Source organism: Streptomyces sp. NPDC110618 (assembly GCF_055657065.1).
In genome coordinates this window covers 178,142-199,263 of sequence record NZ_JBVKBN010000005.1, presented here as the reverse complement: position 1 = coordinate 199,263, position 21,122 = coordinate 178,142, and the positions used below count along the sequence as shown (strand labels likewise).

The following is a 21,122-nucleotide window of genomic DNA, read 5'->3' as shown; positions in this document are numbered from 1 at the left end:
GGGTCCGCCGTCGCCCGCGTACGAGGCCGATTCCGTCCGCGCGACCCTCGCCTGCGTATGGAACCGGGTCCGTCCGCGCATCCGAGGTGTCCGAGACTGGGCGTGTGATCCGCTACGACGCCCTGGACGCCCTTCCCGTCCGCAGTGCCCTTCCCGCTCTGACCGACGCCCTGGACGGTGCCGGCACGGCGGTCCTCGTGGCCCCGCCGGGCACCGGCAAGACCACCCTCGTCCCGCTGGCTCTGGCGGGCCTGCTGGACGAGGCCGCGCCCGCCCGGCGCGTGGTCGTGGCCGAGCCGCGCCGGATCGCGGCCCGCGCCGCCGCCCGGCGGATGGCGTGGCTGCTGGGCGAGAAGGTCGGCGGGAGTGTCGGATACACGGTGCGCGGGGAGCGGGTCGTCGGGCGGCACGCGCGCGTGGAGGTCGTCACCACGGGTGTGCTGCTCCAGCGGCTCCAGCGCGACCAGGAGCTGTCCGGTGTGGACGTGGTGGTCCTGGACGAGGTCCACGAGCGGCATCTGGACGCGGACACGACGGCGGCCTTCCTGTGGGACGTACGGCAGGCGCTGCGCCCGGAGCTGCGGCTGGTGGCCGCGTCGGCGACGACGGACGCGGAGGGCTGGGCCCGGCTGCTGGGCGGGGCGCCGGTGGTCGAGGCGGAGGGCGTCTCGTACCCGGTGGAGGTCGTGTGGGCGCCGCCGGCCCGTGCGGTGCGGCCGCCGCACGGTATGCGGGTCGATCCGGCGCTGCTGACGCATGTGGCGTCGGTGGTGCGGCGGGCGCTGGCCGAGCGGACGGGGGACGTGCTGTGCTTCCTGCCCGGCGTCGGTGAGATCGCGCGCGTGGCCGGGCAGCTCGCCGACCTCGGCGGTGTGGAGATCCTCCAGGTGCACGGCAGGGCCCCGGCGGCGGTGCAGGACGCGGTGCTGTCCGGCGGCGACCGGCGCCGGGTCGTACTGGCCACCTCGGTGGCCGAGTCCTCTCTCACCGTCCCGGGGGTCCGGGTGGTCGTCGACTCCGGCCTCGCGCGGGAGCCCCGCGTCGACCACGCGCGCGGGCTGAGCGCACTGACGACGGTACGGGCGTCCCAGGCTGCCGGACGCCAGCGGGCGGGCCGGGCCGGGCGTGAGGCGCCGGGGGCCGTGTACCGGTGCTGGGCGGAGGCGGAGGACATCCGTCTCCCCCGTTTCCCCTCCCCTGAGATCAAGGTGGCGGACCTGACGGCGTTCGCGTTGCAGACGGCGTGCTGGGGAGACCCGTCGGCGTCCGGTCTGGCCCTGCTGGACCCGCCTCCGGCGGGCGCGATGGCGGCGGCGCGCGCGGTGCTGTCGGCGATCGGCGCGGTGGACGAGTCGGGTCGGGCGACCGAGCGGGGCGTGCGGCTGGCCGGCCTCGGCCTGCACCCGCGCCTCGGACGGGCACTGCTGGACACGGACGGCGCGGGCGCGGAGGTGGTGGCCCTGCTGTCGGAGGAGGCTCCCCGGGACTACGGGGATGATCTGGCGGCGGCGCTCAGGGCGGCCCGGCGCGGGGGCGACGCGTATGCGGGGCGCTGGCGGTCGGAGGTGCGGCGGCTGCGCGGGACCTCGGGCGCGGTGGAGGCGGATGACGCGCTGGCCGGAAGGGTGGCCGCGCTGGCGTTCCCCGAACGCGTCGGCAAGGTCGAGGGCGGGTCGGTGCTGATGGCGTCCGGGACGCGGGCGGAGCTGCGGGAGGGCTCGTCGCTGCGGGGCGCCTCCTGGCTGGCGGTGGCGGTGGCGGACCGCCCGGTCGGCAAGGGGCACGCGCGCGTGCAGCTCGCGGCCGTGGTGGACGAGGAAACGGCCCGTACGGCTGCCGCTCCCCTGTACTCGGAGGGCGAGGAGGTCCACTGGGCCGACGGTGACGTGGTCGCCCGGCGGGTGGAGCGGCTGGGCGCGATCGAACTGACGGTCCGGCCGCTGCGGGACCCGGACCCCGGTCTCGTACGGGCCGCCGTGCTGGAGGGGTTGCGGCAGGAGGGGCTGGGCCTGCTGCGGTGGTCGCCGGACGCGGTCGTACTGCGGCAGCGGCTGGCGTTCCTGCAACAGCACGTGGGCTCCCCTTGGCCGGACGTGTCCGACGACGCGCTGCACGCGCGCGTGGACGAGTGGCTGGAACCGGAGCTGGGCCGGGCGCGCAGGCGGGCGGATCTGGGCCGGATCGACGCCGGGGCGGGCCTGGGACGCCTGTTGCCGTGGGCGTCGGGCGAGGCGGCCCGCCTGGACGAGCTGGCGCCGGAGCGGCTGGCCGTCCCGAGCGGGTCCCGGATCCGCCTCGACTACTCCGACCCCGAGCAGCCCGTCCTCGCCGTGAAGTTGCAGGAGATGTTCGGGCTGCACGAGTCGCCGACGGTGGCGGGGGTGCCGGTGCTGGTCCATCTGCTGTCCCCCGCCGGGCGTCCCGCGGCGGTCACGGCGGACCTCGCGTCCTTCTGGAAGGACGGCTACAAGGGCGTACGCGCCGAATTGCGGGGCCGGTACCCGAAGCACCCGTGGCCGGAGGACCCGGCGACGGCCGAGCCCACGCGGCACACCGCGGCCCGCGCCCGGCGTCAAGGGGGCTGAGAGCGGGCGCGGCTCAGGCGTTGAGCGGCTCCGGTTCGGTCGCCTCCTTCGGCGCCCGGTTCCCGGGGCGGCGGCTGCGGGCCTCCAGGTAGAGGGAGAGGGCGAGCAGGAGGATGCCGAGGGTCAGAAAGCCCCAGGGGAGGTAGGTCGTCATCAGCAGGACCAGGGTGCGGTTGGACTTGACCAGGTCGACCGTGTGGTCGATGTAGTCCTCGCGCATCTTGACGTGCCCGGCGAACGCCGTGACCTTGTCGCGGTCGCCCAGGAGCGTGCCGCCGCGCAGTTCCTCGCGGTGGATCTCCTCGCCGTAGACGGGGGCGCCGGTGACGGGTTCGACCCAGAACTTGCGGACCGTGGTGTACCAGCGGGTGGTGCCGGTGTCGGCGAGGGCCTCGGGGGTGATGCCCTCGACGGGCAGCTTCTTGGGGTACGGGACCTTCGTCCACGGGACGGTCTGCTCGAAGTAGTAGACCTCGACGCCGCGGAAGTTCTCGGTGCCCTTGTAGTGGATGGGGGCGGAGGTGCGGGTCTGGGCGTCGAAGTACTCGTAGTCCCGTTTCTCGGTCAGGAACGGCCACTTGAACTCGATGCCCTCCCGGCGCACCGGGTCGCCGTCGACCATCTCCCCGGTGGCGTGGACGGGTTCCTGGGTGTGGGCGTCGAAGATGTAGCGCTCGGGGATCTGGGAGACCATCTCGCCGTCGGGGCCCTCGACGTAGGAGAGGCCGTCCCAGACGACCACGTCGCGGCCCGCCGTGCGTTCGATCCGCTCCGACTCCTCCACGTTGCCCTTGAGGGTCTGCACGATGGTGACCTTGGGGACCTTGCGGGCCTTCATGGTGCTGTAGTCGAGGAGGGTGGCGTCCTTCGCCTCCAGGACCATGTCCTGGTACTGGTCGGCGGGGACCTTGGCCAGGCGCGGGAAGGCGTACCAGCGCAGCATCGGGGACAGCGCGGCGAAGAACACGGCGAGGGCGAGCAGGATCAGACTGACCTTGCGGCGCATCTCGGCCTCCCTCCCGGGCGGTTACGGGTGTGCGGGGACCGTGGTCAGCAGCGGCTTCGGGGAGGTCTCGCCGCTCGGGGTGCCGAGCGCGGTGAGGGTGAACACCAGGGCGAGCGCGACGGCGAGACCGGTCGCGGCGGCGATCAGGGCGCGCACGGTGCCTCCCAGGCCGAAACTGATAGGTCGTCAGTTTTGGGCACCGTAGCAACGGGCGGACGAGATGAGAACAGGTCACGCACGACGACGGCGCCCCTCCGCACGGAGGGGCGCCGTCCGGGTCTGTGCGGGGGTTATGCGCTGGGGCTCGCGGAGGGTGTGGGGGTCTCGGTCTCCTCGCCGGTCCCCTCCTCGGCCTCCTTCACGGTCAGCTTGACCGTGACCTTCGCGCCGCCCGCCAGCGTGATGACGAGCTCGTACGTGCCGGGGTTGTCGTCCGCGTGCAGCTTCGGCAGCTCGATCAGGCCGTCCTTGTCCGTCTTCAGGCCGGTGAGGGTGCGTACCGGCTTGTCGTCGGCGTCCTTGAAGTAGGGGCCCTTGTCGTTCTCGGTCGGGTCCTCGGCGGACTTGACGAGGGTGGCGGTGGCCGCGACACCGTCGGCGGCGGCGCCCTTGTAGGTGGCCTTCACCTTCACCTTCTCGGCGAACTCGCCGCCCGGGACGCAGGTCAGCTCCGTCTCGGTCGTCCGGGCGACGGCGTCGGCGGTGCGCTCGGTGACCTTCGCCCGGTACTCGACGGCGGTGACCGAGCGGCCGATGAGGGTGGCCCGGACCTTGAAGTCGCCGGTCCTGTCGCCCGCCTGGAGCACGGGCGCCACCGCGGTGCCGCTGCCGTCGGTGAGGGCGGTGGCGACCTTCTCGCCGCCGGCGAAGACGGCATCCGTGTCGCCGGTGATGGTGAAGCGGATGCGCACCTTGCCGACGCCCTTGCCGGACTTGGTCTCCGCGCGGGTGCTGATGCGCTCCGCGAACGCGTCGCCCGCCCGCGCGCTCAGCTCCTCGGTACCGGCGTCCTCCAGGTGGTGGACCGATTCGGTGGGCGTCTGCGGCTCGGTCGGCGGAGGCGTCGTGGGAGGCGTCGTCGGGGGCTCGGTGGCCGGCGGCTTGGTCCCGGGCGGCGTCGACCTCGGGGGCGTGGAGGGCGTGGCGGGCTGCGCCGGGGTGCTCGGCGACGGGTTCGTGGAGGTCCCCTCGTCGCTGCGGTCCTCCGGGACCGTACCGGTGCCGTCGGGGATCTCGTCGACGCCCTTGCGGTAGTGCTCCAGCCACGCCAGGACCGTGTTCAGGTAGTCCGTGGAGTTGTTGTAGCTGAGGATCGCGCTGCGCAGGTCGCGCGCGTCGGACAGGTCCCAGCCGAAGCGGCACAGGTAGTGCCCGGCGGCGAGGGCGGCGTCGTAGACGTTGTTGGGGTCCTTCTTGCCGTCGCCGTTGCCGTCGCGGCCCGCCCACTCCCAGGTGGACGGGATGAACTGCATCGGCCCCACGGCACGGTCGTAAGAGCTGTCCCCGTCGTAGGCGCCGTTGTCGGTGTCACTGATGTTGGCGAAGCCGTTGCCGTTGAGCTGCGGGCCGAGGATCGGCGAGGTGGTGGTGCCGTCGGCGTCGACCCGGCCGCCGCGGGCGTGGCCCGACTCGACGTGGCCGATGGCGGCGAGCAGCTCCCAGGGGATGTTGCAGCCCGGCTTGGACTCCTGGAGCTTGGCGGCGGCCTGCTGGTAGGCGTCCAGGACGGTCGCGGGTATCCCGGAGTCGGAGTCCGTGCCGCCGCCGCCCGTACCGCCCGCGCTCGGCGAGGGCTTGGGGCTGTCCAGGGGCGGCAGGTCCGTGTAGTAGGGCGAGTTGCCGGTGGCGCTGTCGCCGGCGGCCTCGTCCGGAGACGGGGTGGCGTCGGAGGTGGTCCGTCTGCCCTGGTCGTCGACTGTCACTCCGGGAGCCTGGGAGCCGGAGAGCGCCGCGACCGCGAGTGCGGCGACGGCGGCGGTGGCCGCACCCTTGTACAGCCGCCTGCCGAATTGCGCCGACATAGAGTGAACCCCTCCCGTGGACGCCCGAGCGCCCGTCTCTGTCTGTCCCGTCGCCCTGTTGTGACGAACGATGTGCCGCGGGGGTTGCGTTCATACGGCCGTTCGGTGGTGCGCCACGACCCATCCGTCCGTCTTTGTCCGTCGTGTCGGCCGCGCGCCCCGCACACCGACCAAGTGACCCTACGACAACTTCCGCGCCACGGGCACCCGTTCACCTCCGATATTCACCGCTTGGCCATACGTGATACTGAGCGGGTCGACCACCCTGTCAGCGAGGAGACCCGGTGCCGTTCACCCTGAGCCACGCGGCGGCGGTGCTGCCCGCCGTACGAACCGACGGAACCGGCCGGGGCCGACTGCTCCCGGCCGTCCTCGTGGCCGGGTCCTTCAGCCCCGATCTCACCTACTACGCGGCCAGCGCCGTGCCCGACGCGATGGTGTTCGGGGACGTCACGCACTCCTTCGCCGGTGTGCTCACCGTCGATGTCGTGCTCGCCTGGGCGCTGGTGGGGCTCTGGCTGCTGGTGCGCGAGCCCCTGGTGGCGCTGCTGCCCAGGGCCCGCCAGGACCGGCCCGCGGCCCTGCTGCGCTGCGGTGCGCCCCGGGCGCGGATCCGGCCGGAACTCGCCCTGTGGGGCTACGTCTCCGCGGTGCTCGGCTCGCTGACGCACGTGGTGTGGGACGCGTTCACGCATCTCGACCGCTGGGGCATGCGGCTGTTCCCGGTCCTCGGCGAGGAGATCGCGGGGTCGCCGTTGTACTGGTACTTGCAGTACGGGGGTTCCGCGGTCGCCGCGGTCGTCATCGCGGTGTTCGTGGCGGTGGCGCTGCGGCGGGCCGGGGGCGGGCGCGGCGCGGCCGGGGTGCCGGTGCTGTCGGCGCGGGACCGGTGGCTGGCCGCGGTGCCGCTCGTCGGGCTTCCGGCGGTGTGCGCGGTGGTGCGGGCGGTGCGCTGGTGGGACTACTGGGGGTCGCGCGCCAAGCCGTGGGAGCTGATTCCGACGCTGTGCTTCGGGGCGGGCGCCGGGCTGTTCGTGGGCGTACTCGCGTACGCGGTGGCCGTCCGGGTGTGGCGGCCGGCGCCGGTGCGCGAGGAGGCGCCGCTCGTCCTGCGGTGAGACGGGCGGGGCGCGGGTGAACCGTCACCGGCCCCCCGCGCCCCTCTGTTCATGCCTCCAGGTGTGCGCTCAGTGCGCCGCCGACTCCCAGTCCGGGCCGACGCCCACCGAGACGCCAAGCGGAACGTCCAGGCGGACCGCCTGGGACATCTGCTCGCGGACCAGCGCCTCGGCCCGCTCGCGCTCGCCGGGGGCGACCTCCAGCACGATTTCGTCGTGGACCTGGAGCAGCATCCGGGTCTTCAGACCGGCCTCGCGCAGGGCCTCGTCGACCTTGAGCATGGCGATCTTGACGATGTCGGCCGCGGTGCCCTGGATCGGGGCGTTCAGGGCCATGCGCTCGGCCGCCTCGCGGCGCTGGCGGTTGTCGCTGTTGAGGTCGGGCAGGTAGCGGCGGCGCCCGAAGAGGGTCGCCGTGTACCCGGTGGCGCGGGCCTCGTCGACAGCCCGGCGCAGGTAGTCCCGTACCCCGCCGAACCGCTCGAAGTAGGCGTCCATCAGGGCGCGGGCCTCCCCCGCCTCGATGTTCAGCTGCTGGGACAGGCCGAACGCGGACAGACCGTACGCCAGGCCGTAGGACATGGCCTTGATCTTGCGGCGCATCTCCGCGTCGACCGCGCCGGGCTCGACACCGAAGACCTGGGAGGCGGCCGTGGTGTGCAGGTCCTCCCCGGAGGTGAAGGCCTGGATGAGGCCCTCGTCGGCGGACAGGTGCGCCATCACGCGCAGCTCGATCTGGCTGTAGTCGGCCGTCATCAGGGACTCGAAGCCCTCACCGACCACGAAGCCGCGGCGGATCGCGCGGCCCTCGTCGGTGCGGACCGGGATGTTCTGCAGGTTCGGGTCCGTGGAGGACAGGCGGCCGGTGGCGGCGACGGTCTGGTTGAACGTGGTGTGGATTCGGCCGTCCGCCGCGATCGTCTTGATCAGACCCTCGACGGTGACCCGCAGCTTCGCCTGCTCACGGTGGCGCAGCATGATCACCGGCAGTTCGTTCTCCGTCTGGCCCGCGAGCCAGGCCAGGGCGTCGGCGTCGGTGGTGTAGCCGGTCTTGGTCTTCTTCGTCTTGGGCAGGCCCAGCTCACCGAAGAGAACCTCCTGCAGCTGCTTGGGCGAACCGAGGTTGAACTCGTGCCCGGCCGCCGCGTGCGCCTCCTTCACCGCCTGCTGCACGGCCCCGGCGAACATCTGCTCCATGGCCTCCAGGTGGGCGCGGTCGGCGGCGATGCCGTGCCGCTCCATCCGGGCCAGCAGCGCGGAGGTGGGCAGCTCCATGTCGCGCAGCAGGTCGGCGGCGCCGACCTCCTCCAGCCGGGCCTCGAAGGCGGCGCCCAGGTCGAGGACGGCACGGGCCTGCACCATCAGCGCCTCGGCCTCGGCGGCGTCGTCCGCGCCGAAGGCGAGCTGGCCGTCGGCGGTGGCGGCGGGCGCCAGCTCACGGTGCAGGTATTCAAGGGACAGCGCGTCCAGGTCGAAGGAGCGGCGGCCCGGCTTGACCAGGTAGGCGGCGAGCGCGGTGTCCATGGTGACGCCGTCGATCGACCAGCCGTGCTCGGCGAAGACCCGCATCGCGCCCTTGGCGTTGTGGAAGACCTTCGGGCGCTCGGCGTCGGCCAGCCAGGCCGCGAACGCGGTCTCGTCGGCCTCGTCGAGCTGGGAGGGATCGAACCAGGCTGCGGGACCGTCGGCGGCGGCCAGCGCCACCTCGGCCACCGAGCCGGTGCCGAGCGCCCAGGTGTCGACGGTGGCCACCCCGAGAGGGGCGCCCGTGTGCTCGGCCAGCCAGGGGGCCAGCTCGCCGGTGCCGAGCACCTGGCCGTCCAGCTCCACGCCCTCCGCGGCGACCGGTGCCTCCTCGGCCTCCTGGCCGCCGGGGTCGACCGCGAGCAGCCGCTCCCGCAGGGACGGGTTGCGGATCTCCAGGGTGTCCAGAACCAGCGCGACGGCCTTGCGGTCGTACGGGGCCCGCTCCAGGTCGGCGACCGTCTTGGGCAGCTCCACATCGCGCACCATCTCGGTGAGACGACGGTTGAGCTTGACCGCCTCCAGGTGGTCGCGGAGGTTCTGGCCGGCCTTGCCCTTGACCTCGTCCACCCGCTCGACCAGCTCCGCGAACGAACCGAACTGGTTGATCCACTTCGCGGCCGTCTTCTCACCCACACCCGGAATACCGGGCAGGTTGTCGGACGGGTCGCCGCGCAGAGCAGCGAAGTCGGGGTACTGCGCGGGCGTCAACCCGTACTTCTCCACGACCTTCTCCGGGGTGAACCGGGTCAGCTCCGAGACACCCTTCGTCGGGTAGAGCACAGTGGTGTGCTCACTGACGAGCTGGAAGGAGTCCCGGTCGCCGGTGACGATCAGCACCTCGAAGCCCTCGGCCTCGGCCTGCGTGGCCAGCGTGGCGATCACGTCGTCGGCCTCGAAGCCGTCCACCGCGAAGCGGGAGACATGCATCGCGTCCAGCAGCTCACCGATCAGCTCGACCTGCCCCTTGAACTCGTCCGGGGTCTTGGAACGGTTCGCCTTGTACTCGGTGAACTCCTCCGACCGCCAGGTCTTGCGGGACACGTCGAAGGCGACCGCGAAATGCGTGGGCGCCTCGTCGCGCAGGGTGTTCGCCAGCATCGACGCGAAACCGTAGATCGCGTTCGTCGGCTGGCCGGTCGCGGTCGTGAAGTTCTCCGCGGGCAGCGCGAAGAACGCGCGGTAGGCCAGGGAATGCCCGTCCATGAGCATCAGGCGCGGACGGCCGCCGCCGGGATTCGTTTCGGTCTTCTTCGATGCTGTCTCTGCCACGCCCCCGATCCTGCCACGCCCCACTGACACCGCGGGCCCACCGGCAGGGGCGGCTCCCGCCCGGAGCCCGGCGGCGGACTGCGGCGGCTCCCGCCCGGAGCCCGGCGGCGGACTGCGGCGGCTCCCGCCCGGAGCCCGGCGGCGGACGGTGTCGGTGACACGTGCGAGGATCGGAGACGTACCTCACATACGCAGTCGTAAGGAGAGCGTGCGATGGCGTCGAAGCCGCCCAAGGGTGACCCCGTCCAGGACGCGCCGCAGGTCGCGGAGCCGAAGCACGCGGCCGCCGGACTGCCCGCCATCGGCCACACCCTGCGCGTCGCGCAGCGGCAGATGGGCGTGAAACGGACCGCGCTGACCCTGCTGCGCGTCAACCAGAAGGACGGCTTCGACTGCCCGGGCTGCGCCTGGCCGGAGCCGGAGCACCGGCACACCGCGGAGTTCTGCGAGAACGGCGCGAAGGCGGTCGCCGAGGAGGCCACGCTGCGCCGGGTGACGCCGGAGTTCTTCGCCGCGCACTCCGTCGCCGACCTCGCCACCCGCAGCGGCTACTGGCTCGGCCAGCAGGGACGGCTGACGCACCCCATGTACCTGCCCGAGGGCGGCGAGCACTACGAGCCGGTCACCTGGGAGCGGGCCTTCGACATCGTCGCCGAGGAACTGACGGCGCTCGACTCGCCGGACCAGGCCCTCTTCTACACCTCCGGCCGCACCAGCAACGAGGCCGCCTTCCTCTACCAGCTGTTCGCCCGCGAGTTCGGCACCAACAACCTGCCCGACTGCTCGAACATGTGCCACGAGTCGTCGGGCTCGGCACTGAACGAGACGATCGGCGTCGGCAAGGGCAGCGTGCTCCTGGAAGACCTCTACAAGGCCGATCTGATCATCGTGGCCGGGCAGAACCCGGGGACGAACCATCCCCGGATGCTGTCCGCGCTGGAGAAGGCCAAGGCGGGCGGCGCCAAGGTGATCACCGTCAACCCGCTGCCCGAGGCGGGCATGGAGCGGTTCAAGAACCCGCAGACCCCGCAGGGCATGCTCAAGGGCGCCGCGCTCACCGATCTGTTCCTGCAGATCCGCATCGGCGGCGACCAGGCGCTGTTCCGGCTGCTGAACAAGCTGATCCTGGACACCGAGGGCGCGGTCGACGAGGACTTCGTCCGCGAACACACCCACGGCTACGAGGAGTTCGCGGCCACCGCGCGGGACGCCGACTGGGACGAGACGCTCACCGCGACCGGCCTGGACCGGGAACAGATCGAGCGGGCGCTGCGCATGGTCCTCGACTCCGAGCGGACCATCGTCTGCTGGGCGATGGGCCTGACCCAGCACAAGCACGCGGTGCCGACCATCCGCGAGATCGTCAACTTCCTTCTGCTGCGCGGCAACATCGGACGCCCGGGGGCGGGCGTGTGCCCGGTGCGCGGCCACTCCAACGTGCAGGGCGACCGGACCATGGGCATCTTCGAACGGCCCGCGCCCGCGTTCCTGGACGCGCTGGAGAAGGAGTTCGGGTTCGCGCCGCCACGCGAACACGGCCTGGACGTCGTACGGGCCATCCGCGCGATGCGCGACGACAAGGCCAAGGTGTTCTTCGCGATGGGCGGCAACTTCGTCTCCGCCTCGCCCGACACGGAGGTGACCGAGGCCGCGATGCGGCGGGCCCGGCTGACCGTGCACGTGTCGACCAAGCTGAACCGCTCGCACGCGGTGACGGGGGCGCGGGCGCTGATCCTGCCGACACTCGGGCGCACCGAACGGGACCTTCAGGCGAGCGGCGAGCAGTTCGTGACCGTCGAGGACTCCATGGGCATGGTGCACGCCTCACGCGGGCGGCTTCAGCCCGCGAGCCCGCACCTGCTGTCCGAGCCGGCCATCGTGTGCCGGCTGGCGCGCCGGGTGCTCGGAGAGAAGAGCCGAGTGCCGTGGGAGGAGTTCGAGAAGGACTACGCGGCGATCCGCGACCGTATCGCGCGGGTCGTGCCCGGGTTCGAGGACTTCAACGCGCGCGTGGCCGAGCCCGGCGGGTTCGCCCTGCCGCACGCCCCGCGCGACGAACGGCGCTTCCCCACCCCCACCGGCAAGGCCAACTTCACGGCGGCGCCGGTGGAGTACCCCGAACTGCCCGAGGGACGGCTGCTGCTGCAGACGCTGCGGTCGCACGACCAGTACAACACCACGATCTACGGGCTGGACGACCGGTACCGGGGGATCAGGAACGGGCGGCGGGTCGTCCTGGTGAACCCCGAGGACGCGCGGGCGCTCGGAGTGGCGGACGGGTCGTACGTGGACCTGGTCAGCGAATGGAAGGACGGCGTGGAGCGGCGGGCCCCCGGGTTCCGGGTCGTGGCCTACCCGACGGCGCGGGGGTGCGCGGCGGCGTACTACCCGGAGACCAATGTGCTGGTGCCGCTGGACGCCACCGCGGACACCAGTAACACCCCGGCCAGCAAGTCCGTAGTAGTACGTCTGGAACAATCGGCGACCGACTGAGCGTTTGCTCAGGTACCAGCGGCGCGCTGGAGCGATCGACGACGAACGGAGTCCACCCCATGGGCGAGCAGCAGCAGGTGAAGTTCCCGCAAGAGGTCATCGACGAGTACGCCGCGCTCGGGGTGGATCTTCCGGCACTGTTCTCGGCCGGGCACCTGGGGACGCGGATGGGCGTGCAGATCCTGGAGGCGTCGGCGGAGCGGGTCGTCGGGACGATGCCGGTGGAGGGGAACACCCAGCCGTACGGGCTGCTGCACGGGGGCGCGTCCGCGGTGCTGGCGGAGACGCTGGGGTCCGTGGGGTCGATGCTGCACGGGGGGTCCTCGAAGATCGCGGTGGGTGTGGACCTGAACTGCACGCACCACCGGGGGGTGCGGTCGGGGCTGGTGACGGGTGTGGCCACGCCGGTGCACCGGGGGCGGTCCACGGCGACGTACGAGATCGTGATCACGGACGAGTCCGACAAGCGGGTGTGCACGGCGCGGCTGACGTGTCTGCTGCGTGACGTGCGCCCGGGAGACGGGGAGCCGGTGGGCGTTTCCGGCTGACCGGCTCGGCGGGGGTGGGTCGGCTGCCCGCAGCTACGCGGGCACGACCACCCCCACTCACCGCTCCCCCGCGTTACCGTGCTGTCATGGCCGGCATAGGTCCCGTCGAACCCGTCAACGGGCCTGATGACGACGAGGGTTTTGAGGTCATCGGGGTGGATGGGCCGCGCCTCGGGGACCGGATCCTGGGATGGTGGGGCCGCGGCCCGCGCTGGGTACGCAGAGGGGCCGCGGCGCTGGCGCTGCTGACCGTCGGCGCTGTCGGCGCGGTGCTCCTCGCACCCCGCCAGGACCCCCGACCCGAGCCGGTGCTCGATCTCTCCGCCTGGCCCGTCAATGTCACCCGGTGGGATTACCTCGGACTCGCCGACACCATCAACTCCACCGACATCAGGGCAAGTTACCGGTTCAAGGTGTCCGTACTGCGCGGCCCGGACGTCACCCTGCGGGTCACCGGCACCCCCTTCGACGGACTCACCGCCCACAGCGTGCCCAAGAACGAGTTCACCGTCCCCGGCGGAGCAACTCGCCGTATCACGGTGCAGATTTCCGTATCCGACTGTTCGGAACTGCCCTTGAATGCGGGATTTCACTATCTGGACGTAACGCTGCGTAACACTCACGCAATACAGCGCCACAGCTTCATCTTCGGTGGCGCATTCTCGCGGGACCTTTCCGATCTCCTCCACGCCGCCTGCGCGCCCATACCCCCTCGACCGGGCACAAGGCCAACCGGAAGTGCAGGTTCTCACAATGCGGACTGAGTGGAAATTCCGCCAAAACGGCTGAGAGCCCCCCACGCCCCTGCCCGCCCCCGAGCACGTCATAACAAGAAAGTCACAAGGAAGCCCACGCCGATGCCCATCCGCACATACCGGGCTTAGAGTCACCGCCAGTCACCGCTCCATCGGGAGTTCGGTACCAGCGCGGCACCCGCCGCCCCTACCGGGGCGGGCGTGACTGCGGAAAGGACTGATTGTGCGACGTTCCTTGGTGATACTTACCTCCGTCCTCGCGACCGGAGCTCTGTCCCTCACCGCCTGCGGCTCCCGAGACGACAACGGCGGCGGCGACAGCGACAACGGCAAGACCACCACCCTCACCATCGGTGTGGACGCCCCGCTCTCCGGCGAGAACTCCACCACCGGCCTGGGCCTGCAGTACGGCTCCCAGATCGCTGTCGACGAGGCGAACGAGAAGAAGCTCGTGCCGGGCGTCACCTTCAAACTGAAGGCATACGACGACAAGGCCCAGCCCGCCACCGGCCAGAGCAACGCCACCGCCATCACCGGCGACAAGACCGCCGTCGGCGCCGTTGGCCCGCTCAACTCGGGCGTTGCCCAGACCATGCAGCAGGTCTTCGCCTCCGCCAACATGGTCCAGATCTCCCCCGCCAACACCGCCCCTGAGCTCACCCAGGGCAAGGACTGGCAGACCGACAAGAAGCGTCCGTTCAAGACGTACTTCCGTACGTCCACCACGGACGAGCTGCAGGGCAGCTTCGCCGCCGACTACGCCTTCAACGGTCTGAAGAAGAAGAAGGCCTTCGTCGTCGACGACAAGCAGACCTACGGCGCCGGTCTGGCGAAGATCTTCAACGAGCAGTTCAAGAAGTTCGGTGGCAAGGTCGTCGAGACCGACCACGTGAACACCGGCGACAAGGACTTCGGGTCCCTCGTCACCAAGATCAAGAACTCCGGCGCCGACATCCTCTACTACGGCGGCCAGTACGACGAGTCCGCGCTGCTCACCAAGCAGATGAAGGACGCCGGGGTGAAGATCCCGCTGTTCGGCGGTGACGGCATGTTCGCCACCACCTACATCGAGGCCGGCGGCGCCGCCACCGAAGGCGACCTCGCCACCGCGATCGGTGTCCCCGCCGACACCCTGCCCGCCGCGAAGACCTTCATCGAGACCTACAAGTCCAAGGGCTACAAGGGTGACTACGGCGCCTACGGCACCTACGCCTACGACGCCACCACCGCCATCATCAAGGCCGTGAAGGCGGTCGTCGACGCCAACGACGGCAAGGTCCCCAGCGACATCAACGACCTGCGCTCCAAGGTCGTCGACGAGGTCCAGAAGTCGGACTTCGAGGGTCTGACCGGCAAGGTCGCCTTCGACGAGTACGGCGACACCACCAACAAGCAGCTGACCGTCTACCAGGTCACCAAGGGTGAGTGGAAGGCTGTGAAGACCGGCACCGCCGACCTCGGCTGACCCAGGCAGCCCAGTCAAGCAACACGCGGGCCGCGCGGGAGGGGACCCCGACCGCGCGGCCCGTTTCCACACCCAGACCCTGCACACGCTCAGTGCTTAGAGACCCCTGCACGCGAATAGTGCACACGACATCCAGCGACATGGAGGCCATGCGGTGAACACCCTGCCGCAGCAGCTGGCCAACGGGCTGCTTCTAGGCTCGATGTACGGGCTGATCGCCATCGGCTACACGATGGTGTACGGCATCGTCCAGCTCATCAACTTCGCGCACGGCGAGATCTTCATGACCGGCGCCTTCGGCGCATTCACGGTCTACTTCTACATCCTCCCCGACGGCACGGCGATGTCCGTGGCCATCCCGCTCATGCTCATCGGCGGCGGCCTGGTGGCCGTACTGATCGCCGTCGGCGCGGAACGTTTCGCCTACCGGCCACTGCGCGGAGCACCACGCCTGGCACCGCTCATCACCGCCATCGGCCTCTCCCTGGCACTCCAGGAAGTCGTCCGTAACTTCTACCCCGGTGCCGACCGAGCCATCGCCTTCCCCGGCCTCGACGCCACCCACGACATCGGCTCCATCACCATCAAGGACGCCGACATCTTCCTCATCCTGGCCGCCATCATCTGCATGGCCGCCCTCGCCTTCTTCGTCCGCAAGTCCCGCACCGGCCGCGCCATGCAAGCCACCGCACAGGACCCGGACACCGCCCAGCTCATGGGCATCGACACCAACCGCATCATCGTGATCGCCTTCGCGATCGGCGGCTTCTTCGCCGCAGTCGCCGCCCTCGCCTACGGCCTGAAGTACGGCAACATCGACTACCGCATGGGCTTCCTGATGGGCCTCAAGGCCTTCACCGCAGCCGTCCTCGGCGGCATCGGCAACATCTACGGCGCCATGCTCGGCGGTCTGGTCCTCGGCGTCGCCGAGACCCTCGCCTCCGCCTACATCGACGAGATCCCCGGCATGCAGCAGCTCGGCGGTCAGAGCTGGGCCAACGTCTGGGCCTTCTGCCTCCTCATCCTCGTGCTCCTCGTCAGGCCGCAGGGTCTGCTCGGCGAGCGCGTCGCGGACAGGGCGTGATCGACGTGACCGAAACCCAGAAGACCACCACGGACACCACCGCCACCGCGGCCGCCCCATCCGCCCGCGGACTGCTCCCGCTGCCGCTGGCCACGGCCCGCGCACTCCTGCTCGCCGGCGGCATCGCCACCAGCGCCTCCGCCTACATGGCCTGGACCTGGACCGACGAATTCCCCGGCGACCTCACCGTCAACGGCTACCCCGGCGGCCTCCAGTGGCTGACCTTCGTCGCCGGCATCCTCACCATCCTGTTCACGCTGTCCTCGTACGGCATACGCGGCCTCGGCTGGCTCCTGCCCGCGAAGAACAACGCCCCCCTGGCCCTCGTCGCCATCGGCGGCTTCGCCACCACCTGGTACACCGTCATCGCCATCACCGTCGAACTCGGCGGCGTCGTCAACCTCGAACCAGGCGGCTGGATCGCAGCCATCGCCTCCCTGCTCCCCCTGCTCGGCGCCCTCGCACTGCCCGAGCCCCTCGGCGACGACCTCAAGGACAACCTCAAGAAGTACGTCGCCAAGCCCGACCGATTCCCCGCCCCCAAGGCCATCGCACCCTGGATCGAGCGGGCCATCATCACGGTCGTCACCATCATCGGCCTCGCCGTCTTCACCTACGGCATCGACACCGAATACGGCGAGCTCTTCGTCGGCTACCTGATCCTGGTCACCTTCTCGCTGTGGGCCCTGCACACCGCAGGCCTGCTCGACACCTTCTCCCGGATCGTCGCCCACAACCGCAGCTTCACCCTCGCCATGGGCTTCGCCGCCGCCATCGCCTTCCCCTTCACCCAGACCGACGACCACTACGCCAACATCGGCGTCAACATCCTGATCTTCGGCACCGTCGCCCTCGGCCTGAACATCGTCGTCGGCCTTGCCGGCCTCCTCGACCTCGGATACGTCGCCTTCCTCGGCGTCGGCGCCTACACCGCCGCCCTCGTCTCCGGCTCCGAGTTCTCCCGGTTCTCCGGCGTACAGTTCCCCTTCTGGGCCGCCGCACTCACCGGCGCCGCCGCCTCCCTAGTGTTCGGCGTGCTCATCGGCGCCCCGACCCTGCGACTGCGCGGCGACTACCTCGCCATCGTCACCCTCGGCTTCGGTGAAATCTTCCGCATCGCCGTCAACAACATGGACGGCGACTCCGGCCCGGACATCACCAACGGCCCCAACGGCATCCCGTCCATCCCGGACCTCAGCTTCTTCGGGTTCAACCTCGGCGAATCCCACGACATCGCCGGCTTCACCCTCGGCCGATTCGCCAACTACTACCTGCTGATGGTCCTCATCATGGCCATCGTCGTCCTCGTCTACACACGCGCCGCGGACTCCCGCATCGGCCGCTCCTGGATCGCCATCCGCGAAGACGAGACCGCCGCCACCGCCATGGGCATCAACGGCTTCCGAGTCAAGCTCATCGCCTTCGCACTCGGCGCCGCCCTCGCCGGCCTCGCCGGCACCGTCAGCGCCCACGTCACCTACTCCGTGGTCCCGACGCCCTACCAGTTCGCCGGATCCACACCGCCCAACTCCGCGTTCCTCCTCGCGGCCGTCGTCCTCGGCGGCATGGGCACCGTCGCCGGCCCCCTGCTCGGCGCAGCACTGCTCTACCTGCTCCCGGAAAAGCTCAACTTCCTCCAGGACAAGTCCCTGCTCGCCTTCGGCATCGCGCTGGTCCTGCTGATGCGCTTCCGCCCGGAAGGCATCATCGCCAACCGCCGCCAGCAGCTCGAATTCCACGAGACCGGGCAACTCGACGTACCAGAACAAGCGACGCTGACCGACGAACCGGCCGTCACCAAGGCAGGGGCGTAACGAACCATGACGACACCTGTACTCGAAGCCCGTGGCGTCACCATGCGCTTCGGCGGCCTGACCGCCGTCCGCTCGGTGGACTTCACGGTGAACTCCGGCGAAATCGTCGGCCTCATCGGCCCCAACGGCGCCGGCAAAACCACCTTCTTCAACTGCCTCACCGGCCTGTACGTCCCCACCGAGGGCACAGTCTCCTACAAGGGCACGGTGCTGCCGCCCAAGCCGCACCTCGTGACGAAGGCAGGCATCGCCCGCACCTTCCAGAACATCCGCCTGTTCGCCAACATGACCGTCCTGGAGAACGTCCTCGTCGGCCGCCACACGCGGACCAAGGAAGGCCTGTGGTCGGCACTGCTGCGCGGCCCCGGCTTCAAGAAGGCGGAAAAAGCCAGCGAAGAACGGGCCATGGAACTCCTGGAGTTCGTCGGCCTCGCCCACAAGCGCGACCACCTCGCCCGCAACCTCCCCTACGGTGAACAGCGCAAGCTCGAAATCGCACGCGCCCTCGCCTCCGACCCCGGCCTGCTCCTGCTGGACGAGCCGACGGCCGGAATGAACCCGCAGGAAACACGGGCCACAGAGGAACTGGTCTTCGCCATCCGGGACCAAGGCATCGCCGTCCTCCTCATCGAGCACGACATGCGCTTCGTCTTCAACCTCAGCGACCGCGTCGCCGTCCTCGTCCAAGGCGAAAAGCTCGTCGAAGGCACCGCCGAAATCGTCCAGGCCGACGAACGCGTCGTCGCCGCCTACCTCGGCGAACCCTTCGAAGGCGCGCCCGGCGAGGAGGAAGCCGCCGAGGTCGCCGAAGCCGAGGCCGCCAAGGCCGAGACCGGGCCGACCAAAACCTCGGTGACCAAGACCGAGGACGAGGCTCCGGCCGACGCCCCGGCCGAGGAGGACAGCACCACCAGCACCAAAGGAGAAGCCCAGTGACCGCACTCCTTGAGGTCGAAGACCTCCGGGTCTCCTACGGCAAGATCGAAGCCGTCAAGGGCATCTCCTTCAGCGTGGAAGCAGGCCAGGTCGTCACCCTCATCGGCACCAACGGCGCCGGCAAGACGACAACCCTGCGCACCCTGTCGGGTCTGCTCAAGCCCACCGCAGGAAAGATCACCTTCGACGGCAAGCCACTCACCGGAGTACCCGCCCACAAGATCGTCTCGCTGGGACTGGCCCACTCCCCCGAGGGACGCCACATCTTCCCCCGGCTGACCATCTTCGAAAACCTCCAGCTCGGCGCCTTCCTCCGCAAAGACAAAGAAGGCATCGAAAAGGACATCCAAAAGGCATACGACCTGTTCCCCATCCTCGGAGAACGCCGCAACCAAGCGGCAGGCACCCTCTCCGGCGGTGAACAGCAAATGCTCGCCATGGGCCGCGCCCTGATGTCCCAGCCCAAGCTGCTCATGCTCGACGAACCCTCCATGGGCCTCTCGCCGATCATGATGCAGAAGATCATGGCGACCATCGCCGAGCTGAAGTCACAAGGCACCACCATCCTGCTCGTCGAGCAGAACGCCCAAGCGGCGCTCTCCCTCGCCGACCAGGGCCACGTCATGGAAGTCGGCAACATCGTCCTGTCCGGCACCGGCCAGGACCTCCTCCACGACGAGTCCGTCCGCAAGGCCTACCTCGGCGAGGACTGACACCCACCGCACAACGACCAAGGCCCGCACCCCCGGAAGGGAGTGCGGGCCTCGGCCGTACGATCAGGGAAGATCAGCCCTTGGCCGCCTTCTTCTCCTCGGCATCCTGAATCACGGCCTCCGCGACCTGCTGCATCGACATACGACGATCCATCGACGTCTTCTGAATCCACCGGAACGCCGCCGGCTCCGTCAGACCGTACTCCGTCTGCAGAATCGACTTCGCCCGGTCAACCAGCTTGCGAGTCTCCAGACGCTGAGTGAGGTCCGCGACCTCGTTCTCCAACTCCTTCAGCTCCGTGAACCGGGACACGGCCATCTCAATCGCCGGCACCACATCACTCTTGCTGAACGGCTTCACCAGATACGCCATGGCACCCGCATCCCGGGCCCGCTCCACCAGATCACGCTGCGAGAAAGCCGTCAGCATCAACACCGGAGCGATACGCTCCTCGGCGATCTTCTCCGCCGCGGAGATACCATCCAGCTTCGGCATCTTCACATCCAGGATCACGAGATCGGGCCGGTGCTCACGGGCCAGCTCGATGGCCTGCTCACCATCACCCGCCTCCCCGACGACCGAGTACCCCTCCTCCTCCAGCATCTCTTTGAGATCCAGCCGAATCAGCGCCTCGTCCTCGGCAATGACGACACGGGTCGTCAACGGAGGCACATGAGCCTTGTCGTCGTCGGGCGCTTCAACGGGCTGGGGCGACTCGGGGGCGGTCACGAAGGGCTCCTCGTTCAGGCAGGCTGGGGGCTGCCCCTAGAGCCTACCTAGCTGCGGCCGCACATGATGACCCGGTACACTTCCCGGGCAGCCAAATACCGGCCGGGTTGGTGGAACGGTATACACGGAGGTCTCAAACACCTCTGCCTGAAAGGGCTTGCGGGTTCGAATCCCGCACCCGGCACCTCTGAAGCGGATGCTCACCTTCTAGTGAACATCCGCTTTTCGCTGTGTGTCGTCACGAACAGTCACGCACCGTTAGTCGCATGCACTTCCATGGCACACAGGTGCGACAGCAAGCCGTGACCCTGCTCAGGGCTGGCGCCCGTAACGCGGACGTAGCCCGGAGTCTCAACGTCCCGAAGGGAACAATCAGCTACTGGAAGCACGTGGACCGGGCGAAACGCGGAGAGTGTCCGGGCCGCAAGGCCGCACCGTGTCCGCGGTGCGACGGCCGACCACTCGATGAGGCCGCGTACAGCTATCTGCTCGGTCTCTACCTCGGTGATGGACATATCAGCCACTACTCCGAGCATCGAGCACCCAACCTGATGATCGCGTGCACGGATTCTTGGCCCGGTCTCATGGAGGCATGCGAAAGGAGCATGCTCGCCGTGTTTCCCGGCAACTCCGTCTGCCGAGTTCGCCGGAAGGGCTGCCACAACGTGAAGGTCTACTCGAAGCACCTGCCTTGCCTCTTCCCTCAGCATGGTCCGGGCAAGAAACATGAGCGCCGCATCGCACTCGAACCCTGGCAACAGGACATCGTCAGCGCCCGCCCCTGGTATTTCATCCGCGGCCTGATCCACTCCGACGGGTGCCGTATCACCAATTGGACGGTCCGCACGGTCAACGGGGAGCGCAAGCGATACGAGTACCCGCGGTACCTGTTCGCCAACAAGTCCGCCGACATCCGGCAGCTCTACACCGCCGCGCTCGACCAGGTCGGGGTCGAGTGGACTTGCCTCGCGCGGAACGGTGAGCCGTTCAATGTCTCCGTCGCCCGCAAAGCCTCCGTGGCCCTCATGGACGAACACGTAGGCCCTAAGTACTGACCC

At 69.7% G+C, this 21,122-nt stretch carries 16 protein-coding genes and 1 tRNA gene; 12 read left to right on the top strand and 5 right to left on the bottom strand.

Going from position 1 to position 21,122, the window contains the following annotated elements:
* The first annotated feature begins 104 nt into the window (after window positions 1-104).
* Complete coding sequence (gene hrpB / locus ACZ7L7_RS11970) at window positions 105-2,585, top strand: ATP-dependent helicase HrpB (protein ID WP_285513223.1); 2,481 nt, start codon at window positions 105-107, stop codon at window positions 2,583-2,585.
* Window positions 2,586-2,598: 13 nt separating this feature from the next.
* On the opposite strand, the gene pgfA is transcribed toward hrpB, so the two are convergent.
* The 3 genes from pgfA to ACZ7L7_RS11955 all read right to left on the bottom strand — a co-directional run bounded on the left by pgfA (window position 2,599) and on the right by ACZ7L7_RS11955 (window position 5,612).
* Window positions 2,599-3,591: a cell envelope lipid trafficking protein PgfA gene (gene pgfA, locus ACZ7L7_RS11965; RefSeq protein ID WP_285513222.1), complete on the bottom strand. Its 993-nt coding sequence runs from the start codon at window positions 3,589-3,591 to the stop codon at window positions 2,599-2,601.
* A 21-nt stretch (window positions 3,592-3,612) separates the two neighbouring features.
* Window positions 3,613-3,747, bottom strand: a complete 135-nt coding sequence (locus ACZ7L7_RS11960) for an SPW_0924 family protein (RefSeq protein ID WP_285513221.1) — start codon at window positions 3,745-3,747, stop codon at window positions 3,613-3,615.
* Window positions 3,748-3,881: 134 nt separating this feature from the next.
* Window positions 3,882-5,612: a lytic transglycosylase domain-containing protein gene (locus ACZ7L7_RS11955; RefSeq protein ID WP_471592340.1), complete on the bottom strand. Its 1,731-nt coding sequence runs from the start codon at window positions 5,610-5,612 to the stop codon at window positions 3,882-3,884.
* A 284-nt stretch (window positions 5,613-5,896) separates the two neighbouring features.
* On the opposite strand from ACZ7L7_RS11955, the gene ACZ7L7_RS11950 reads away from it, so the two are divergent.
* Window positions 5,897-6,730, top strand: coding sequence for a DUF4184 family protein (locus ACZ7L7_RS11950; RefSeq protein ID WP_472075710.1), 834 nt, complete (start codon window positions 5,897-5,899; stop codon window positions 6,728-6,730).
* A 69-nt stretch (window positions 6,731-6,799) separates the two neighbouring features.
* Here the strand turns inward: ACZ7L7_RS11950 and polA are convergent, their stop codons facing one another.
* Window positions 6,800-9,526 (bottom strand): DNA polymerase I, encoded by a 2,727-nt coding sequence (polA, locus tag ACZ7L7_RS11945; protein ID WP_472075708.1) that lies wholly within the window; start codon window positions 9,524-9,526, stop codon window positions 6,800-6,802.
* Window positions 9,527-9,739: 213 nt separating this feature from the next.
* On the opposite strand from polA, the gene ACZ7L7_RS11940 reads away from it, so the two are divergent.
* From ACZ7L7_RS11940 to ACZ7L7_RS11905, 8 genes are all read left to right on the top strand, one after another.
* Window positions 9,740-12,019 carry an FdhF/YdeP family oxidoreductase gene (locus tag ACZ7L7_RS11940; protein WP_472075706.1) on the top strand — a complete coding sequence of 760 codons (2,280 nt, stop codon included), beginning with the start codon at window positions 9,740-9,742 and terminating at the stop codon, window positions 12,017-12,019.
* A gap of 59 nt (window positions 12,020-12,078) precedes the next feature.
* Entirely contained in the window at window positions 12,079-12,567 is a 489-nt protein-coding gene (locus tag ACZ7L7_RS11935; RefSeq protein ID WP_093722528.1) for a PaaI family thioesterase, read from the top strand.
* Window positions 12,568-12,653: 86 nt separating this feature from the next.
* Window positions 12,654-13,331 (top strand): hypothetical protein, encoded by a 678-nt coding sequence (locus tag ACZ7L7_RS11930; protein WP_472075704.1) that lies wholly within the window; start codon window positions 12,654-12,656, stop codon window positions 13,329-13,331.
* A gap of 226 nt (window positions 13,332-13,557) precedes the next feature.
* A complete protein-coding gene (locus ACZ7L7_RS11925) occupies window positions 13,558-14,787 on the top strand; it encodes a branched-chain amino acid ABC transporter substrate-binding protein (protein ID WP_472075702.1) in 1,230 nt (409 codons plus the stop codon).
* A 154-nt stretch (window positions 14,788-14,941) separates the two neighbouring features.
* Entirely contained in the window at window positions 14,942-15,871 is a 930-nt protein-coding gene (locus ACZ7L7_RS11920) for a branched-chain amino acid ABC transporter permease (RefSeq protein WP_285437192.1), read from the top strand.
* Window positions 15,872-15,876: 5 nt separating this feature from the next.
* Window positions 15,877-17,685, top strand: a complete 1,809-nt coding sequence (locus ACZ7L7_RS11915) for a branched-chain amino acid ABC transporter permease (RefSeq protein ID WP_472075700.1) — start codon at window positions 15,877-15,879, stop codon at window positions 17,683-17,685.
* A 6-nt stretch (window positions 17,686-17,691) separates the two neighbouring features.
* A complete protein-coding gene (locus ACZ7L7_RS11910) occupies window positions 17,692-18,621 on the top strand; it encodes an ABC transporter ATP-binding protein (protein WP_472075698.1) in 930 nt (309 codons plus the stop codon).
* Window positions 18,618-19,334, top strand: coding sequence for an ABC transporter ATP-binding protein (locus ACZ7L7_RS11905; protein WP_093722533.1), 717 nt, complete (start codon window positions 18,618-18,620; stop codon window positions 19,332-19,334). Before ACZ7L7_RS11910 ends, ACZ7L7_RS11905 begins: the two co-directional genes overlap by 4 nt.
* A gap of 73 nt (window positions 19,335-19,407) precedes the next feature.
* On the opposite strand, the gene ACZ7L7_RS11900 is transcribed toward ACZ7L7_RS11905, so the two are convergent.
* Window positions 19,408-20,064: an ANTAR domain-containing response regulator gene (locus tag ACZ7L7_RS11900; RefSeq protein WP_093722534.1), complete on the bottom strand. Its 657-nt coding sequence runs from the start codon at window positions 20,062-20,064 to the stop codon at window positions 19,408-19,410.
* Window positions 20,065-20,165: 101 nt separating this feature from the next.
* Between ACZ7L7_RS11900 and ACZ7L7_RS11895 the strand changes: the two genes are divergently transcribed.
* A tRNA-Leu gene (locus tag ACZ7L7_RS11895) sits at window positions 20,166-20,248 on the top strand.
* 82 nt (window positions 20,249-20,330) lie between these two features.
* Window positions 20,331-21,119, top strand: a complete 789-nt coding sequence (locus ACZ7L7_RS11890) for a helix-turn-helix domain-containing protein (protein WP_471592335.1) — start codon at window positions 20,331-20,333, stop codon at window positions 21,117-21,119.
* Window positions 21,120-21,122 lie beyond the last annotated feature (3 nt).